The organism is [Micrococcus luteus] ATCC 49442 (assembly GCF_010367585.1).
In the GTDB taxonomy this organism is placed as follows: domain Bacteria; phylum Actinomycetota; class Actinomycetes; order Actinomycetales; family Micrococcaceae; genus Arthrobacter; species Arthrobacter luteus_A.
On record NZ_JAAAXP010000001.1, the window covers coordinates 681,029 to 699,677 of the forward strand.

Genomic DNA, 18,649 nt, shown 5'->3' on the forward strand with positions numbered 1-18,649 from the left:
TGCCCTTCCTGGCTCTGAATGATGAGGCCGCAGCCTCCTGAGCCGGTCCCCCGACGGCCTGAATTTCAAGCATTGCATAGTGCTGCACACCCGGAGCGTCCCATTTGGCTGTTGCGCCTAACTGCAACGGGAACGATATGAGCCCGATATGAAGTTGATATCTAATGACGTCACACGCCGCATCCGAGCGGCCCCGGGCTTCCTTGCCGCCGGGTCCGTTCTGTCGCCGCGGCAGGGGTGTCCTGGCGTAAGATGGAAGGAATCCGCTGGCTCCCGCGTGCACGGCCACAGCCCGCCCATGCAGCATCCAGCGGTATTTAAGTCCGAACTGGAGGAGACCACGGGCCCGCGGGCCAGCACCATGACTGAATCAACGAACGGAAAGCGCCGGCTGAATACCGACCGCGCCGCCGGAGAATTCCCCCATTCCCTTCCCGGTGTCCGGACGGAGGTGGTTCTCTTTGACAACTCCGATCAGATGGTCCAATCCCTCGGTAGCCATGATGAGGCCCTGCGGTACATCGAAGAACAGTTCCCGGCCGTCAACTTCCACGTCCGCGGAAACGAACTTTCCATCAGCGGTCCCGCCAACGAGGTGCCCCGCATTATGCGGCTGCTGCACGAAGTGCGCGGCCTCGTTGCCCGCGGCACAGTCATCAGTCCGGCGGTCCTGCAGCAGCTTGTCGCGCTGCTCCGCAGCCAGTCCCTGCAGAATCCGGTGGATGTCCTCACTCACGACATCCTCTCCAGCCGCGGGAAGACCATCCGGCCCAAGACGCTGAACCAGAAGAATTACGTTGACGCGATCGACGCCAACACCGTGATTTTCGGGATCGGCCCTGCCGGCACCGGCAAGACGTACCTTGCCATGGCCAAGGCCGTCCAGGCGCTGCAGCAGAAGGAAGTCAGCCGCATCATCCTGACCCGGCCTGCCGTCGAAGCCGGCGAGCGGCTGGGGTTCCTGCCTGGAACGCTCAGCGACAAAATTGATCCGTACCTGCGCCCGCTGTATGACGCCCTCCACGACATGATGGACCCCGAATCGATCCCGCGCCTGATGGCCGCCGGAACCATCGAGGTGGCGCCCCTGGCCTACATGCGCGGACGTACCCTGAACGACGCCTTCATCATCCTTGACGAGGCGCAAAACACCACGCCTGAACAGATGAAGATGTTCCTGACCCGCCTTGGCTTCGGATCCAAGATGGTGGTCACCGGGGATGTCACCCAGGTTGACCTGCCCTTCGGCACCCGGTCGGGGCTGCGGATTGTGGAGGAGATCCTGCAGGGAATCGAGGATGTCAATTTCACGATCCTGGATTCCACGGACGTGGTCCGCCACCGCCTTGTGGGTGACATCGTCCAGGCCTACAGCGTCTGGGACGAGGTTCAACGGAACAAGGTCAAACACTCGGTAAGCCGGGAAAAGCGGGGGGAGCACGCATGAGCATCGAAGTGAACAACGAATCCGGCATCCACGTGGATGAGGCCGCGCTCGTCGCGTTGTCCCGCTACATTTTTGAGCAGTTGTATATCCATCCGCAGGCTGAGCTTTCCATCCTGCTGGTGGACGAACCCGCCATGGAAAAACTGCACATCGAACTCATGGACGAGCCCGGCTCTACTGACGTGCTCTCGGTGCCCATGGACGAACTGACCCCTGGCACGCCGGACAGGCCCACGCCGCAAGGAATGCTGGGGGACATTGCCGTGTGCCCCCAGGTGGCGCAGGTCCAGGCCGCCAACGCCGGGCACGCCCTGCAGGACGAGATGCTGCTCCTGACCACCCACGGCATCCTCCACCTCCTGGGCTACGACCATGCTGAGCCCGAGGAAAAAGAAGAGATGTTTGGCCTCCAGCGTCAACTGCTTTCCGGATTCACCGGCAAGGACGCACCTGCAGAGACGACGCAGTGACGCCCCTGCTCCTTGTTGGCATGGCCTTGGTATTTCTCAGCACTGCCGCCCTCCTGACAGCTGCGGACGCCGCATTCACCTTCCTCCCGCGGCATGACGCCGAAGACGCGCTCCTGAAAAGCCGCGGCACCGCCATGAGACGTATCCTGGCCCAGCCGGTGGCGCACATCCGGGCCCTGCGTTTCTGGCGGATCTGGTTCGAAATGGCGTCGGCCGTGGCCGTCGCCGTTCTGCTGCACAGCTTGCTGGACAACGTGTGGCTTGCCGGCCTGGCAGCCACCGGCATCATGGCCCTGCTGGGCTTCGTGATTGTCGGAGTCTCCCCGCGCCAGATCGGCAGGCTCCATTCCGCAGCGGTAGTCCGCTACACGGCGCCAATGATCCGGTTCCTGACCTGGATCCTTGGCCCCATCCCGGGGTGGCTCGTGGCGATCGGCAGCGCCGCCGCACCTGGCGCTCCGGCGGGAGATGAGGCGTTCTTCAGCGAACAGGAATTCCGCGAGCTCGTGGACCGTGCCTCCGAATCAGACATGATCGAAGACACCGAAGCGGAGATGATCCAGTCAGTCTTTGATTTCGGCGACACACTGGTGCGGGCCGTTATGGTCCCCAGGACGGACATCCTCAGTATCGACGCCGGTTCCAGCCTCAGGCGGGCCATGTCGCTGTTCCTGCGCTCCGGCTATTCCCGGATCCCCGTCATCCGGGACAACACGGACCAGATCCTGGGAATTGTCTACCTGAAGGACGTCGCTGCCACCCTGCACGAGCTCGGACCCGGTGACGAACCGCCTCCCGTCGAGGCACTGGCCCGCGACGTCCGGTACGTTCCGGAGTCCAAGCCGGTCAGCGACCTGCTGCGGGAACTGCAGAAGGAATCAACCCACGTGGCCATTGTCATTGACGAATACGGCGGCACGGCGGGTTTGGTGACGCTGGAAGATCTCATCGAGGAGATCGTCGGCGAAATCGTGGATGAGTATGACACCGAAAGCGCGGAAGCTGTGGCCCTGGGCGACGGCTCGTTCCGCGTCAGCGCCCGGATGAGCATTGATGACCTCGGCGAACTTTTCGATCTCGAGCTCGACGACGACGAAGTGGACACCGTGGGCGGGCTCCTGGCCAAAGCCCTCGGCCGGGTGCCCATCGTCGGCAGCCATGTGGAAGTGGACGGCATCTCGCTGCGCGCTGAACGGCTTGAGGGCCGGCGCAACCGGGTCAGCCACATCATTGCAGCGGCCGTACCAAAAGTAGACACTGACCTTGAAGACCTCTTCGACGAGGCGGAAGCAACCCAGCAGGGAGTTCCACGTGAGCAAGAAAAATAGCCGCCCGGTCAACCAGGGTTCCGACAAGCCGGACTACGGCGGCTACCGGGCAGGGTTTTCCGTCCTGGTGGGGCGCCCGAACGCCGGCAAATCAACCCTGACCAACGCGTTGGTAGGACAGAAGGTGGCCATCACTTCTGCGAAACCGCAGACAACGAGGCACACCATCAGGGGAATCGTCCACCGCGACGACGCCCAGCTGATCCTGGTGGACACCCCCGGCCTCCACCGGCCCCGCACGCTGCTGGGAAAACGGCTGAACGACCTGGTGGCCGACACCCTGGCTGAGGTGGATGCCATCGGCTTCTGCCTGCCTGCCAACGAGAAGATCGGCCCCGGCGACAAGTTCATCGCCGGCCAGCTTGCCCAGGTGGGGAACAAGCCGGTCATTGCCATCGTGACCAAGGCGGACCTTGTGGACCGCCAGGCCCTTACCGAGCAGCTCCTCGCTGTCGCTGCCTTGGGCCGTGAGGTCTTTGGTGAGGACGGCTGGAAGGACATTGTTCCCGTCTCCGCCGCCGACGGCTTCCAGGTCGAGACCCTCGCCGACGTCCTGATCGGCCACATGCCGCCGTCGCCCCCGCTGTACCCGGACGGGCACCTGACGGACGAACCGGAAGCGGTGATGATCGCCGAACTCATCCGTGAGGCCGCCCTCGAGGGCGTCCGCGACGAATTGCCGCACTCCCTGGCCGTCGTCGTCGATGAAATCGTTCCGCGGGAAGGCCGTCCCGAAGACCGGCCGTTCCTTGATGTGCGGGTTAACCTGTACGTGGAACGCCCGTCGCAGAAAGCGATCATCATCGGCAAGGGCGGCGCCCGGCTTCGCGAGGTCGGCACCAATGCCCGCAAGGGGATCGAAGCGCTGCTTGGCGCCCGGATCTACCTGGACCTCCATGTCAAGGTGGCCAAGGACTGGCAGCGGGACCCAAAGCAGCTGGTTAAGCTCGGCTTCTGACTCAGCGCCACGCCCTGACCCGGCCGTCACCGGGAAGTTCCCAGATTGGGCAACTAAAATAGGCCGGATGGAATTTTTCGAGGAAGGTACACCACATGGGGCGAAGCCGCGACTATCGCGAGCACGGAGCTGACGCGTCTGCCGGATCAGGACCGGTCTCCCGGCACGGGGACGCGGGCGCCGTCGGCGTTGCACGGCATTTCGGTGCGCAACAGCGCCGGATGCCGGTGTGGCTGAAGGCTACGACTGCCGTGCTGACTGTTGTGCTGCTCGGTGGCCTGGGCTTCGCCGGCTACTGGTACTTCCGGCTGCAGTCCAATATCACGACTGCACCGCTCAATGCCGGAGACGCGGGAAGCGGGTCGGATGACGCCAAGGGCAGGATGCAGATCCTGATCCTGGGCTCGGATACCAGGGACGGCAAAAACGCCGTGTACGGCGCGGTGGAGGACTCCGTGGGCTACGGCAAGTCCGACGTCATGATGCTGATGGATATCTCCGCTGACAACAAGCGTGTCAGCGTGATCAGCTTCCCCCGCGACCTCCTCGTGGACATTCCGGAATGCACCGACCAGAAAACCAAGTCGTCGTACCCGGCCCGCAGCGGCATGATGATCAATGAGGCCATGGCGGAAGCCGGCATTGGCTGCGCTGTGGATACGGTCAACAAACTCACGGGCCTGGAAATCGATCATTTCATGATGGCTGACTTCAACGCCGTCAAGGAACTCTCCAACACTGTAGGCGGTGTTGAGGTCTGCATCAGCGACGCCGTCTACGATCCGGATTCACGCCTTCGCCTCCCCGCGGGCACATCGACTGTGCAGGGTGAAATGGCTCTCGCCTTCCTGCGGACCCGGCACGCCTTTGCCGACGGCGGCGACCTCGGCCGAATCAAGGCGCAGCAGGGATTCCTCTCATCCCTGACCAGGAAGATCAAGGACGACGGCACGCTGTCCAACCCGGCGAAAATGCTGAACATTGCAGACACAGTCACCCAGAACCTCACCGTCGATGACGGGCTCGCGTCCGTGCCGTCGCTGCTGACCATCGGCAACCGGCTGAAGGACATTGACATCGGCAAGGTGGCGTTTGTGGCGGTCCCCACCACTCCGGCACTCTCAGACCCCAACCGCCTGCAGATTGCCGAACCCGCCGGTTCCCAGCTGTTCACCGCCCTCCAGCAGGATATTGACCTGACCGATCCGACGGCGCCGGCCACCCCGTCGCCCTCGGAAACGGCAGCCCCCTCGGCGGAGCCTACCGAAACCGTTCCGGCCGTACCGCCGTATGAGAAGGCCATCCAGCCCGTGACCGTGGCCAACGGCACCGGCGTGCAGGGCCGTGCCCAGGAAATCGTGCAGGCCCTTGTGGCCGGCGGCTTCACGCAGACCGGCCAGTTCGCGGCCACCCCGGTAACACAAAGTGCGGTCTACTACGGCACGGGCTTCGAGGACGTCGCTGCCGACGTCGCCGCCCTGCTGGGTATCCCCGCCGCGCAGGTTCAGCCGGCACCCGGCGTGACAGGCGTTCAGGCTTACCTGGGCACGGACTTTACGTCCGGTACCACCTACGGCGCCGTCGCACTGCCCGAGGACATCGTCAACCAGACCGCCGGCGATACCATGTGCCAGCAGGCGAATCCGTTCCTGATCGTCCAGGAGTGAGTGAGCGGAACGGAAAAGAGGCGGGGCCCGCGGGCCCCGCCTCTTTCGTTTGGAACCGGTCTACCAGATGCTGACGCGGGCTTCCTGCGGCATCCACATGCCGTCCTGATCGGTTACGTCAAAGGCCTCATGAAACGCATCCAGGTTCTTGGCGATGGCGTTGGTCCTGAACTCGTTGGGGGAGTGCGGATCAGTGGCCAGCCGCCGGATGGCTTCCTCGGACCTGATGACCTGGCGCCAGCCGGCCGCCCAGGAAGCGAAGAAGCGCTGCTGTCCTGTCAGCCCGTCCAGCACCTCAGGTTCCTTTCCGCCGAGGCTCAGAAGATAGGCCTTGTAAGCGATGGTCAGGCCGCCGAGGTCGCCGATGTTTTCCCCCAGGGTCAGCTTGCCGTTGACGTTGTGCCCGGGGGCGGCGTAGGGGGACAACGCATCAAACTGTGCCACCAGCTTCGCCGTGCGTTCTTCAAACGCCTTGCGGTCATCTTCAGTCCACCAGTTGCGGAGGGCGCCGCTGCCGTCGAACTGGGAGCCCTGGTCATCAAACCCATGGCCAATCTCGTGTCCAATGACTGCACCGATTCCGCCGTAATTCACGGCGTCGTCCGCGTCGGCCGTGAAGAACGGCGGCTGCAGGATGGCAGCCGGGAACACGATTTCGTTGAGCATCGGGTGGTAATAGGCGTTCACCGTCTGCGGAGTCATGAGCCATTTGTTGAGGTCCACAGGTTTGCCCACCTCGTCGAGGTGGCGGTCGACGTCGGCGTTATGGGCCCGCTCCACGTTGCCCAGGAGGTCGGCGGGGTCGATCTCCACCGCCGAGTAGTCGATCCACTTGTCGGGGTACCCGATCTTGGCGCGGAATGCCTCCAGTTTCCGGAGCGCTTCAGCCTTGGTCTCCTCACCCATCCATTCCAGTCCGGCGATGCTCTGCCGGTAGGCCTCGATCAGGTTGGCCACAAGGGTCTGCATGCGGGCCTTGTGCGACTCGGGGAAGTGCTTGGACACGTAGATCTGTCCCACTGCTTCGCCCAGGCCTGCCTCGACGACGGCGACAGCCCGCTTCCAGCGGTCCTTGTTCCGGGGGGTGCCGCTGATGGTGGTTCCGTAGAAGGCAAAGCTGGCATCAACGAATTCCGCCGACAGGTAGGGCGCCGCGGCATTGATGATCCGCAGGGCCAGCCATTCCTGCCAGACCGGCAGCGGTTCGGAGTCCAGCAAAGCCGCCGCACCGCTGAAAAAGTCGGGGGTGCTGACGACGATTTCGTCCCGTTTGCCGGCGTCGATCCCCGCGGCGTCGAACCAGGTGCCCAGGAGGGGAAAGAGAGCGGCCGCTTCCTCCGACGATTTGAGGTTGTAGGTTTTCTGCGGATCGCGCAGCGTGACATTGTCCCAGTGGTGGGAAGCCAGGCTGGTTTCCAGATCCACCACCCGGCCTGCCGCCGCCTCGGCGTCCGCGATCCCGGCGAGGGTGAACATGGTCCGGACATGGTCCCGGTACGCAGAGACCATGGGGGCGAACTTTTCTTCGCGGTAATAAGACTCATCGGGCAGGCCCAGGCCGCCTTGGCCGGTGTAGAGCAGGACCCGGTCCGGGTTGCCGGCGTCCGGGGCGGGGTAGATGTAAAAGAGTCCCGACACGTCAGCCCGGAAGAGCCTGCCGGCCAAAGCCACGAGTTCGGGCACGGTGGTGGTGGCAAATACCTCCGCGAGCCGTCCCCGGATGGGATCCATGCCCTTGGCCTCTACGGCGGCTTCGTCCATGAAGCTGTTGTAGAGATCGCCCACCTTCCGTTCGATGCCGCTGGCGGCTTCACCTTTGGCGGCCGCCTCTTCGATGATGTCCCGTACCGCGATTTCAGCTCCGTCGCGCAGGGCTGTGAACGTTCCTTCAAGCGGGCGGTCATCCGGAATTTCGGTGGCCTTGAGCCAGGACCCGTTCACATGCTGGTACAGGTCATCCTGCGGCCTGACGGTGTGGTCAATGTTGGACAAGTCGATCCCCGAGATGGGCACAGAGGCTCCTTCGTGTGACGTGCCGCGGCGGCGCTGGCACCGGCGCGGCGTCTGCATGGTGGACGGTGCTGGAGGTGTTGCTCCTTCATCTTACGCACCCGTGTTACTCTCAAATGGTGCGCGCAGAACTGCTTCTTCTTAGCTGCCGCGGCGAGGCCTCAGACGCGATCTAGCGCAAGGCCCATCCTCGTCGCGGAGATTGTGTTGCCCGGCCACCCTTTCAGATATGAACCACAGAAAAGGCCCCGATAGTAATGCGAAACGCACAGAAGCCCTCCGGAATGCCCGCCCACCGGTACCTGCCCTTCCAGGACCAGATCACCGTCGAAATGCCGGACCGCACCTGGCCGGATAAAGTCATCACCGAGGCGCCGCGCTGGTGCGCCGTCGATTTGCGTGACGGCAACCAGGCCCTGATTGACCCCATGAGCCCGGCACGCAAGATGAAGATGTTCGACCTGCTGGTCCGGATGGGCTACAAGGAGATCGAAGTGGGCTTCCCGTCCGCCTCGCAGACCGACTTCGACTTCGTCCGCCAGCTCATCGAGGGCAACCACATCCCGGACGACGTCACCATCCAGGTGCTCACCCAGGCCCGGGAGCAGCTGATCGAGCGGACGTACGAATCGCTGATGGGCGCCAAGCAGGCCATCGTGCACCTCTACAACTCCACTTCCGTCCTGCAGCGCCGCGTGGTGTTCAACCAGGACGAGGACGGCATCCTGGACATCGCGCTGCAGGGTGCGCGGCTGTGCAAGAAGTACGAGGAAACCCTCGTTGACACGCACATCACCTACGAATACTCCCCGGAGTCATTCACCGGTACCGAACTGGAATACGCCGTCCGGGTCTGCAACGCCATTGCCGATGTGTTTGAGGCCTCCGCCGACCGCCAGGTCATCATCAACCTGCCCGCCACGGTGGAGATGGCCACCCCGAACGTGTACGCGGATTCAATCGAGTGGATGCACCGCCACCTGCACCCCCGCGAAGGCATCATCCTGTCCCTGCACCCGCACAATGACCGCGGCACGGGTGTCGCCGCGGCCGAGCTGGGTTACCTGGCCGGCGCGGACCGGATCGAAGGCTGCCTGTTCGGCAACGGGGAGCGGACCGGCAACGTGGACCTGGTCACCCTGGGCCTGAACATGTTCGTCCAGGGCATTGATCCCATGATTGACTTCTCCGACATCGACGAGATCCGGCGCACGGTGGAGTACTGCAACCAGCTGCCGGTGGCCGAGCGCACCCCGTACGGCGGAGACCTCGTCTTCACTGCTTTTTCCGGCTCGCACCAGGACGCCATCAAGAAGGGCTTCGAGGCGCTGGAGCGCGATGCGGCGGCCGCCGGCAAGGACGTCGCCGACTTCACGTGGGCCGTTCCGTACCTGCCCGTTGACCCGAAGGACCTGGGCCGCAGCTACGAGGCCGTTATCCGGGTCAACTCGCAGTCCGGCAAGGGAGGCGTTGCCTACCTGCTCAAGAACGAGCACAGCCTGGACCTGCCCCGCCGCGCCCAGATCGAATTCTCCGGCGTGATCCAGAAGCGCACCGACACCGTAGGCGGTGAGGTCACGGGATCGCAGCTGTGGCAGATTTTCCAGGACGAGTACCTGCCCTCCAGCGAAGCGGACGGTCAGTGGGGCCGCTACTCCCTGGGCTCCTTCAGCACTGAAACCGATGACGACGGCGGGCTGACCACCCTGCATGCCTCCCTCACCGTGGACGGCGTCCAGGTCCGCCGCACCGGCACCGGAAACGGTCCGATCGCGGCATTGCTGAGCATCCTGCACGACGACGGTGTGGACGTCAGGGTCCTGGACTACTCTGAGCACGCACTCTCCGAAGGCGGCAGCGCCACCGCCGCAGCGTACGTCGAGTGCGCAGTGGGGGAGCGGGTCCTCTGGGGCGTCGGCATGGATGCCAACACCAGCACGTCCTCGCTGAAGGCTGTCATCTCCGCAGTCAACCGGGCCATCCGGGATTCGCGCGCCTGATCCGGAAGTAGCGTTGCGCGCCGGACGTCACGGCGCGCAACGCACCGGCCTGGCCGGCTTTCCGGAACACAATGCGAAGATTAACCGTGGTCCAACAATCTTTTGCCGCCCGGTCCTACCGGGACGATGCCGTAGTACTCCGAACCCACAAACTGGGTGAGGCTGACCGCATCATCACGTTGCTGACCAAGCATCACGGCCAGATCCGGGCGGTCGCCAAAGGCGTACGGCGCACCAGCAGCAAATTCGGTGCCCGGCTGGAGCCCTTTATGGTCGCGGACCTGCAGCTGGTCTCCGGGAAAACGCTGGACATCGTCACCCAGGCAGTGGCCAAAGGCTCTTACGGCGGCAACATTGCAGCGGACTACGGACGCTACACGGTTGCCGCGGCCATGACGGAAACAGCCGAAAAACTGACCGATGTGGACGGCGAAGCGGGCACTGCCCAATACAACCTGCTGGTGGGGGCACTGGCCTCCCTCAGCAGGGGCGACCACGCTCCGGGGCTGATCCTGGATTCCTATCTGCTCCGCGCCCTCGCCACCGGCGGGTGGGCTCCGAGCTTCACGGCCTGCGCCCGCTGCGGCAGGCCCGGGCCGCACACGGCGTTTTCGGCTCCTATCGGCGGCATGGTCTGTGCCGACTGCCGGCCGCCCGGCTCACCTGCCCCTGCCGCGGAAACCGTAACGCTGTTGGGCGCGCTGCTGACCGGTGACTGGACGACGGCGGATGGTTCCCAGGTGCCGCACCGCCGGGAAGCCTCCGGGCTGGTAGCCGCATACCTGCAATGGCACCTTGAACGTGTGCTGAAATCCCTCAAACATGTGGAGCGTGGCTGACAGTGGCCTTGGGAAAAAAGAACAACCCCGTACGGAAGCGGACCGCCCCCGTGGTGGCGCCGTATCCGCATCCGTCCGGGGCGGTTGCGCCGGTGATCCCTGCCGAGTTCATCCCCCGCCACGTAGCGATTGTTATGGACGGCAACGGGCGCTGGGCCAACCAGCGCGGACTTCCGCGGATCGAAGGCCACAAAGCGGGCGAACCCGCCCTTCTCGATGTGATGGCCGGCGCCATCGAACTCGGGATTGAATACGTCAGTGTTTATGCCTTCTCCACGGAGAACTGGCGGCGGTCCCCGGAGGAAGTCCGCTTCCTGATGGGATTTAACAAGGATGTGCTGCGACGGCAGCGGAACCAGCTGGATGACTGGGGCGTCCGCGTCCGCTGGTCCGGGCGTAGGCCGAAGCTGTGGGGTTCGGTCATTCGCGAGCTTGAAGAGGCTGAGGAATTCACGGTCGGCAACAGCACGTGCACGTTGACCATGTGTGTTAATTACGGGGGCCGGGCGGAGATCACCGATGCGGTATCGGCCATCGCCGCAGAGGTGGCGGCCGGCCGCCTAAAGCCCGGCGCCATCACCGAGAAGACCATTCAGAAGTACCTGGACGAACCGGACCTGCCGGATGTTGACCTGTTCCTGCGAAGCTCGGGGGAACAGCGGCTCTCGAACTTTTTGCTTTGGCAGTCTGCCTACGCGGAGTTCGTTTTCCTGGACACCCTGTGGCCGGACGTTGACCGCAGGACGCTCTGGGAAGCGGTGGAAATCTACGCCCGGCGTGACCGGCGCTACGGGGGCGCCGTCGACGCCGCTGCTCCGCAAGGGTAGGACTTCAGCCAGCACGCGACGTCCTGATAGGCCTCCTGGCGGATCCCTCGCTCGGAGAGGAAAACGTCGTGGATCGCGCCGGGATATCGAAACACCGTGACCCTGCGCCCGAGCCGGAGCGCCCGTGAGGCGGTTTCCTCAACATCGATCACGGCATCCGCATGCATCAGTTCTTCGCTCCATTCAGCCTGGATCCTTGTCCGGTCCGAAAGCATGACGAGTACGGGCGCTGTGATGTCCAGCCCCCTCGCCACGGCGGCGTGCCCGGCCAGGACTGCCTTCGCCCAGCCGGCCCTGATGGGAAACGACGCGGCCGGCCGCCAGACGGGATGGAGCTGCCACTCACCGTGTGCTTCACTGCTGACGCTTTGCCAATAGCCGGGCATCTCGGGCAAGTGGAAGGGACGCTTCGGGTCCGCCCGGGCTACCGGCTCCACCAGGTGCATTGCCAGGTTCCGTATCAGGCTGCTGCCCTGGAGCTCCAGCCACGGTGAGTTGAGGGTGAGGGTGGCGAGTTCGCCGGGATGGCGGTCCGCCCACAGTGCCGCGATGAGGCCGCCGAAGGAATGAGCCAGGACGTGCACCGCGGGCGCGCTGTCCGGCCCCGTCACCTGCGGGAGGTCTGCCCTGATGGCCGCCAGTGCCGCACCCAGATCCTCGTCGTACATGCGGAGGTCCGTCGCGTAGCCGGGGGTCTGGCCCAACCGCAGGCTCCGCCCGAACTTCCGGAGGTCCACGGCGTAGAAGTAGAGACCCCGGGCCGAGAGCTGTTCCGCCAATTCCGCCTGGAGAAAGTAATCGGCCCAGCCGTGCAGGTAAAGCACCGCGTGGGCCCGGCCGTTGATGCCTCCGGCGTAGCCTGGCGGTCTGGCAGTGTGCCGGATGAGGGTGGCGGCAACGTCGCCTTCATCATCGGGAGTCAGGGGCAGCGATTGATACTGGAATGAGGGCCCCAGGAAGTCTTCGGCCCACGCCGCTGCGCCGGGATCCTGACGCGGTTCGGTGGCCGGTTGAGTGCCCGGTGTCTGCCCGGTCATGCGCCGTGCCCGGGCCCTGTGTGCCCGGGATCAGAGGCACCGTACCCGCGCAGCCAACGGGACAGGCGCGCATAAGCATCCTCCCGGACCTTGGCAGGGGAGAGGAAGACGTCGTGCAGGGCGCCCTCAACCCGCTCTACGGTAATGCTTCGCCCCAGCGTCAGCGCCCGGAGCGCGATGATGTTGACGTCCAGCACAGCGTCGGAACGCCGCATTTCCTCGGACCAGAACGGTCCGGTGGCGCTGCCCCGGGACAGCATAACCAGGATGGGTATGTCGATTTCCAGTCCCCGGGCCACTTTGGCCTGGCCCGCCAGGATGGCACTCAGCCAGCCGGCCCGAAGGGGAAAAGCCATCGGTGGCCGGAACTTGTCGTCCAGCGCCCACTCTCCATCGGCTGACTTGCTGATGGTGCGCCAATAGAATCCCCGCTCCGGCAGGCGCAGAACAGCTTCGGGGCGGAAACGTGCCACGGGTCCCACCATCGTGGAGGCGGCATAACGCACCAGGGCACTGCCGTGCATCTCCAGCCAGGGACTGTTCAGCACCAGGTGCGAGGCCCTGCCGGGGTGGCTGCTGACCCAGAGGGCGGCCACGAGTCCGCCCGTGGAATGGCCCATCAGGGTCAGATCCGGTTCCGTATTGTCCCCGCCGTCAACCGGATCGGTCGTGTGACCGGCGTCCGCTCCTGTCGGATGGTCTGCTTGCGCGGTGTCTGCACGGATGATGGCCAGGGCCTGGTCGATTTCGGCGTCATAGTCCGCCAGGTTCCCCACATAGCCGCCGGGCGTTCCGGGACGGAGGCTGCGGCCATGGTTGTGCATGTCCAAGGCGTAGAACGCGTACCCGTTGCGCGCCCAGAACCGGGCAAGGTCAACGTTGAAGAAGTAGTCGCTCCAGCCATGCAGGAAAAGAACCGTTCGCCGCGGGCCGGGCGATAAGACGGCCTGCTCTGCGGCTGGACGGAACCGCACCAGCGTCGCGGTCCGCCGGACGCCGTCGGCCCCGGCGGCCTCAAAGGTGCAGGCCTCGAAGCCTGTACCCAGAATGTCCGGCTGCCACTCCATGGCTTTATGGTAGCCGGGCAACCAACTGTGGCGGCCCGGTTTGGTCTGGACCGTCCAAGGCGGAAAACTAGAGCCATGCGCGTATATCCGACATTCTTCAAGCTGGCCTTCTCATGGATGGACGCCGAACGCGCCCACAAGATCGGGTTCAAGGGGATCAAGCTTGCCCACACTTCCGGCGCCGGGCGGCTCATCCAGCGGTTTACGGCGCCTGCACCGTCCCTGCAGACCACGGCCTTCGGTGTCACGTTCCCCTCGCCGTTCGGCCTGGCCGCCGGCTTCGACAAGGAGGGGCTGGGCATCGAAGCCCTCACGGAACTTGGCTTCGGCCACGTCGAAGTGGGTACGATTACCGGCCAGGCACAGCCTGGCAATGAAAAACCGCGCCTCTTCCGCCTGATCGAGGACCGCGCCGTGATCAACAGGATGGGTTTCAACAATGACGGCGCCGCCGCCGTCGAGCCCCGCCTCAAAGCTGCGCGTGCCGCCCTGCAGCGCAAACACCCCACCGTGCGTCCGGTGATCGGGGTGAACATCGGGAAGAGCAAAGTGGTGGAACTGGACGACGCCGTGGCGGACTACCTCATCAGCGCGCGAAGCCTCGCCCCCGCTGCAGACTATCTGGTAGTCAACGTCAGCTCACCCAACACACCCGGGCTGCGCCTCCTCCAGGATGTCCAGACACTTCGCCCCTTGCTGGCCGCTGTGGGGGACGAAGCTGACAAGGCCGCCGGTCGCCACGTACCCCTGCTTGTCAAGATCGCCCCGGACCTGAGCGACGAGGACATCGACGACGTCGCACGGCTGGCACTGGACCTGAAGCTTGACGGGATCATCGCCACGAACACCACGATCGGCCGCGCCGGCCTCAAGTCGCCGGCGGCAAAGGTAGCGGAATGCGGGGCCGGGGGTCTGTCCGGGGCGCCGCTGAAGCAAAGGTCGCTGGAAGTCCTTCGCCGGCTGAAGGAAGCTACCGGGGGAGCGGTCACCCTGGTTGCCGTTGGCGGCGTCGAGACTGCGAAGGATGTCCAGGAACGCCTGGATGCCGGGGCCACCCTGGTCCAGGGCTACACGGCGTTCCTGTACGAGGGGCCCTTCTGGGCGGCACGGATCAACCGCCAACTGGCCAGGAATCGCCGGCGCTGACAGCTATAGGTGCAACAGAAAATCCCCGGCGGGTCGTCCGCCGGGGATTTTCTGTTTGGAGCGTGGCGTGGCCGGCCTGACGGCCGTCAGGAGCCAAATGTCAGGACCTGTCCGTTAAGAGGGGTACTGGCCGCGCTTGACCAGTGGCTTGGGCAGCCGCAGTTTACGGAACTGCAGTGAACGCATGGATCCGTACCAGACGGTGCCGCGCTCCACTTCACCGAACTTCGCCGTCAGCTTCTTGCGGAGCTGGCGGGACAGAATGAATACGTCCACAAAGACGGCCAGGAACATCACCCAGAATCCACCGAGGACGTAAATCATCTGTTCGCTGGAAGCCGGCACGATCAGGGAGATGATGACAAAAACGAGGGCGCCGAACATAAGGTATTCGCCCAGGCTGAAGCGGGCGTCCACATAGTCGCGGGCAAACCGCTTCTGCGGGCCCCTGTCACGGAGCGGCAGGAACTTCTCGTCACCGGTTTCCAGGGCCTGGCGCATTTTGGCGCGTTGATCCTGGATGGCCTGGCGCTCAGCTGCTTTGGACGCCTTCCGGTCTTCCGGCACCAAGGGGCGTTTGCGGGCCGCTTCCTGTGCTTTGCGTTTGGGAGTGGGTGCACCCTTGCCAAACGCCGCATCCTGCCGGGCTGCCGCTTCAGCGGCCTGCTGGTCTATTGTTTCCTGCGCCGTGGGCGCTTCTTTTTTACGTCCGAACACCCCAACAGAATACCTTGCAGCCTGGCGCATCCGGCGCGGGTAGTGTGTTCGCCATGACACCAACTTCACCGGCAACGACAAACAGCGCCGGCACGCCTGGCCCCGCAGGCGCTATCGACGCCGAAGGACTCCGACTGAGCGTTGAGCGGTCTTTCGAAGCAACGATCGAACGGCTCAGCGAACTTGTGGCCATCCCGGGCATCGCCTGGCCGAGTTTCGACCCCGCCCCCTTGGACGCCAGCGCGGCAGCCGTGGCCGGCTTGCTCAGTGCCGCAGGACTGGAAGACGTGCAGATCCTGCGCAGTCCGAAGGACGACGGCACCCCGGGCGGGCCGGCCGTCGTCGCCCGCCGCCCCGCTGCGGACGGGAAGCCCACCATCCTGCTATACGCCCACCACGACGTTCAGCCGCCCGGCGATCCGGCGCTGTGGGATTCGGAGCCGTTCACCGCCGTCGAACGTCATGGCCGTCTGTACGGGCGGGGTGCTGCTGACGACAAAGCAGGCATCATGGCGCACGTGGCTGCCTACACTGCCGTAGCCGAGGTTCTTGGCGCCGGACTTGGCCTCGGTGTCACGTTCTTCTTTGAAGGCGAAGAGGAGGCCGGATCTCCGACGTTCCGCACCTTCCTTGAAGCGCACCGCCAGCTGCTGAGCGCCGACGTGATTGTTGTTGCCGACTCCAGCAACTGGAAAGTTGGCGTACCGGCCCTGACCACCAGCCTTCGCGGCCTCGTGGACGGCACCATCGAGGTCCAGGTGCTCGATCATGCTGTGCACTCCGGGATGTTCGGCGGCCCGGTGCTGGATGCTCCCACCCTTCTGTCGCGGCTCATCGCGACGCTCCATGATGCAGACGGCAACGTGGCCATCGAAGGCCTGGTCTCTTACGACAATGCAGTTGTGGACCTCACCGAGGCGGAGTACCGGGCTGATGCCTCAGTGCTCGACGGCGTCCGGCTGGCCGGCACCGGGAGTATCGCGTCACGGATGTGGACCAAGCCGGCCCTGTCAATCATCGGCTTTGATGCCCCGGCGGTTGATGTCGCTTCGAATACCCTCCTGCCGCGCGCACGCGCCAAGTTCAGCCTTCGCCTTGCCCCCGGCCAGGACCCCGCAACGGCGATGGAGGCCGTGCGGCGGCACGTCGAGGCGAATGCCCCCTTCGGTGCCAGGGTTGTGTTCACGCCGGGGGAGAGCGGCAACTCGTTTCGCGCCGATACGTCCTCGACGGCGGCGCAGTTGGCCATGTGGGCGCTTGGGGAAGCCTGGGGTGTCCCCGCTGTGGAGATGGGCATCGGAGGATCCATCCCCTTCATTTCCGACCTTGTGGATATCTACCCGGACGTCCAGATCCTTGTGACGGGCGTCGAGGATCCTGACTCCCGGGCCCACAGTGCCAACGAGTCCCTCCACCTGGGCGATTTCAAGAACGCCGTTCTTGCAGAGGCGCTCCTCCTCGCACGGCTTAATGCAGACGGGCTCAGCTGAGGGGCCTCCGGCTCTGACGACTTGTCACCAACCCGTGCCGGGAACAAAATGCCGGGCAGCCATAGTTACGTCTGGAGTTAGAGCTACACGTCTGACCGACGTAGCATGTAGCTATAGCCCGTACCGTATCCGTAGGGGCAGGCACCGCTGAAGCGGGGCCGCCAGGACCGTCCTAAGGTAGGCCAAATGAGCACCGCAACCAACGAGAACACCACCGAGACCGTAGCCGCTGCCAGCGACGAACTGCCCGTGCACGAGGTCAAACTGACCGACGTCGCTGCCGGCAAGGTCCGCAGCCTGCTGGAGCAGGAAGGCCGCACCGACCTCCGCCTCCGCGTTGCTGTCCAGCCCGGCGGCTGCTCGGGCCTGATCTACCAGCTCTACTTCGACGAACGCCTCCTGGATGGAGACGCAGTCCGTGACTACGACGGCGTTGAAGTTGTGGTTGACAAGATGAGTGTGCCGTACCTCAGCGGGGCCAGCATCGATTTCGAAGACACCATCTCGAAGCAGGGTTTCACCATCGACAACCCCAACGCCGGTGGCTCCTGCGCATGCGGTGATTCGTTCCACTGACCCGGTTCTTTCGCCCGATGCCGGCGCCGGCCCCCCGTCCGTAAAAAACGGCGCGGAGGCACGGCGCCGACATGTGGGCGAAACGCCCGGCGGAGCGGTAAGCTCTACACCGAGTAGTAAAACTTTTAGTGTGCCCGGAAGGCCATTGAGGCAGCCGGGCAACAGCAGCAACAAGTAGGAAGGGCCGTCTGTGAGTTCGCAGAACCGAACCGGCAGCCGACGCAAAACGATCACATCGATCTCAGGCTTGGCAGTCGCCGGCGCGTTGGTTTTGACTGGATGTTCGCCAGAGGTATCGAGGGGGTGGCTGCCCACCGAGCGTGGCACCACCAATCACACTGACCGGATCATGGACCTCTGGGTCAACTCATGGATTGCCGCCCTTGTTGTGGGCATCATTACGTGGGGCTTGATCGTCTGGTGCCTCGTTGCCTACCGCCGCCGCAAGGGAACCGTAGGGTTCCCGAAGCAGCTCAGCTTTAACCTCCCGCTCGAGGTGTTCTACCTGACCATCCCTGTTTTCATGGTTCTGGTGTTCTTCTACTTCACCGACCGCGACCAGCGGGCCATCGATGACCGCTCAGAGGCGGCCGACGTCGTTGTTGACGTCCGCGGCAAGCAGTGGGCCTGGGACTTCAACTACAAGTCCGGCGAAGTTATCGAAGAAGACGTCTACGAGGCCGGAGTCCAGGCACACCTGACAGGCAACACCATCGACAAGGAAGCTCTTCCGACGCTTTACTTGCCGGTTAACAAGTCGGTTGACCTCGAGCTCAACTCCCGCGACGTCATCCACTCCTTCTGGGTTCCCGCCTTCCTGCAAAAGCGCGACATGATCCCGGGCAAGACCAATTACATCCGGTTCACCCCCACTAAAGAGGGAACCTACGACGGCAAGTGCGCAGAGCTCTGCGGCGAGTACCACTCAGAAATGCTGTTCCGGGTGAAGGTTGTCTCGGAGACTGAATTCCAGGCTCACATGGACAAGCTCAAGGCAGCCGGCAACACGGGACTCCTCGGTGAAGAGTACGACCGTAACCCCAACCTGAACGAAATTAAGTAAGGGGAGC

At 64.2% G+C, this 18,649-nt stretch carries 16 protein-coding genes; 12 read left to right on the top strand and 4 right to left on the bottom strand.

Translation table 11 applies throughout. The annotated features are described in order from the left end of the window. Positions 1 to 361 precede the first annotated feature (361 nt). The 5 genes from GUV69_RS03175 (at position 362) to GUV69_RS03195 (ending at position 5,870) form a co-directional block, all read left to right on the top strand. Positions 362 to 1,447: a PhoH family protein gene (locus GUV69_RS03175; protein WP_164199645.1), complete on the top strand. Its 1,086-nt coding sequence runs from the start codon at positions 362 to 364 to the stop codon at positions 1,445 to 1,447. After that, a complete protein-coding gene (gene ybeY / locus GUV69_RS03180) occupies positions 1,444 to 1,917 on the top strand; it encodes an rRNA maturation RNase YbeY (protein WP_164199647.1) in 474 nt (157 codons plus the stop codon). The genes GUV69_RS03175 and ybeY overlap by 4 nt, the downstream gene beginning before the upstream one ends. Next, positions 1,914 to 3,245: a hemolysin family protein gene (locus GUV69_RS03185; protein ID WP_164199650.1), complete on the top strand. Its 1,332-nt coding sequence runs from the start codon at positions 1,914 to 1,916 to the stop codon at positions 3,243 to 3,245. Before ybeY ends, GUV69_RS03185 begins: the two co-directional genes overlap by 4 nt. Then, the gene (gene era / locus GUV69_RS03190) at positions 3,229 to 4,203 is read left to right on the top strand and encodes a GTPase Era (protein WP_164199652.1); all 975 of its coding nucleotides are present in this window, start codon (positions 3,229 to 3,231) and stop codon (positions 4,201 to 4,203) included. Before GUV69_RS03185 ends, era begins: the two co-directional genes overlap by 17 nt. Positions 4,204 to 4,298: 95 nt before the next feature. Next, the gene (locus GUV69_RS03195; RefSeq protein ID WP_164199654.1) at positions 4,299 to 5,870 is read left to right on the top strand and encodes an LCP family protein; all 1,572 of its coding nucleotides are present in this window, start codon (positions 4,299 to 4,301) and stop codon (positions 5,868 to 5,870) included. A gap of 60 nt (positions 5,871 to 5,930) precedes the next feature. Here GUV69_RS03195 and GUV69_RS03200 read toward each other — a convergent pair whose 3' ends face one another. After that, positions 5,931 to 7,883 carry a M13 family metallopeptidase gene (locus GUV69_RS03200; RefSeq protein ID WP_164199656.1) on the bottom strand — a complete coding sequence of 651 codons (1,953 nt, stop codon included), beginning with the start codon at positions 7,881 to 7,883 and terminating at the stop codon, positions 5,931 to 5,933. Between the two features lie 254 nt (positions 7,884 to 8,137). On the opposite strand from GUV69_RS03200, the gene leuA reads away from it, so the two are divergent. The 3 genes from leuA to GUV69_RS03215 all read left to right on the top strand — a co-directional run bounded on the left by leuA (position 8,138) and on the right by GUV69_RS03215 (position 11,546). Beyond that, the gene (leuA, locus tag GUV69_RS03205) at positions 8,138 to 9,880 is read left to right on the top strand and encodes a 2-isopropylmalate synthase (protein ID WP_164199658.1); all 1,743 of its coding nucleotides are present in this window, start codon (positions 8,138 to 8,140) and stop codon (positions 9,878 to 9,880) included. A gap of 86 nt (positions 9,881 to 9,966) precedes the next feature. Further along, entirely contained in the window at positions 9,967 to 10,719 is a 753-nt protein-coding gene (recO, locus tag GUV69_RS03210; RefSeq protein WP_164199660.1) for a DNA repair protein RecO, read from the top strand. A 2-nt stretch (positions 10,720 to 10,721) separates the two neighbouring features. Further along, positions 10,722 to 11,546: an isoprenyl transferase gene (locus GUV69_RS03215; RefSeq protein WP_164199662.1), complete on the top strand. Its 825-nt coding sequence runs from the start codon at positions 10,722 to 10,724 to the stop codon at positions 11,544 to 11,546. Here GUV69_RS03215 and GUV69_RS03220 read toward each other — a convergent pair. Then, entirely contained in the window at positions 11,507 to 12,583 is a 1,077-nt protein-coding gene (locus GUV69_RS03220) for an alpha/beta hydrolase (protein ID WP_164199664.1), read from the bottom strand. The genes GUV69_RS03215 and GUV69_RS03220 overlap by 40 nt on opposite strands. After that, entirely contained in the window at positions 12,580 to 13,650 is a 1,071-nt protein-coding gene (locus GUV69_RS03225) for an alpha/beta hydrolase (RefSeq protein WP_164199666.1), read from the bottom strand. Before GUV69_RS03225 ends, GUV69_RS03220 begins: the two co-directional genes overlap by 4 nt. Before the next feature lie 75 nt (positions 13,651 to 13,725). Between GUV69_RS03225 and GUV69_RS03230 the strand changes: the two genes are divergently transcribed. Further along, positions 13,726 to 14,796, top strand: a complete 1,071-nt coding sequence (locus GUV69_RS03230; RefSeq protein ID WP_164199668.1) for a quinone-dependent dihydroorotate dehydrogenase — start codon at positions 13,726 to 13,728, stop codon at positions 14,794 to 14,796. Positions 14,797 to 14,910: 114 nt separating this feature from the next. Here GUV69_RS03230 and GUV69_RS03235 read toward each other — a convergent pair whose 3' ends face one another. Beyond that, positions 14,911 to 15,513, bottom strand: a complete 603-nt coding sequence (locus GUV69_RS03235; RefSeq protein ID WP_164199670.1) for a DUF3043 domain-containing protein — start codon at positions 15,511 to 15,513, stop codon at positions 14,911 to 14,913. Positions 15,514 to 15,566: 53 nt separating this feature from the next. Between GUV69_RS03235 and GUV69_RS03240 the strand changes: the two genes are divergently transcribed. The 3 genes from GUV69_RS03240 to ctaC all read left to right on the top strand — a co-directional run bounded on the left by GUV69_RS03240 (position 15,567) and on the right by ctaC (position 18,642). Continuing rightward, positions 15,567 to 17,003: a dipeptidase gene (locus GUV69_RS03240; RefSeq protein WP_164199672.1), complete on the top strand. Its 1,437-nt coding sequence runs from the start codon at positions 15,567 to 15,569 to the stop codon at positions 17,001 to 17,003. Between the two features lie 186 nt (positions 17,004 to 17,189). Further along, entirely contained in the window at positions 17,190 to 17,579 is a 390-nt protein-coding gene (locus GUV69_RS03245; protein ID WP_164199674.1) for a HesB/IscA family protein, read from the top strand. A 190-nt stretch (positions 17,580 to 17,769) separates the two neighbouring features. Beyond that, positions 17,770 to 18,642, top strand: coding sequence for an aa3-type cytochrome oxidase subunit II (ctaC, locus tag GUV69_RS03250; protein ID WP_164199676.1), 873 nt, complete (start codon positions 17,770 to 17,772; stop codon positions 18,640 to 18,642). Positions 18,643 to 18,649 lie beyond the last annotated feature (7 nt).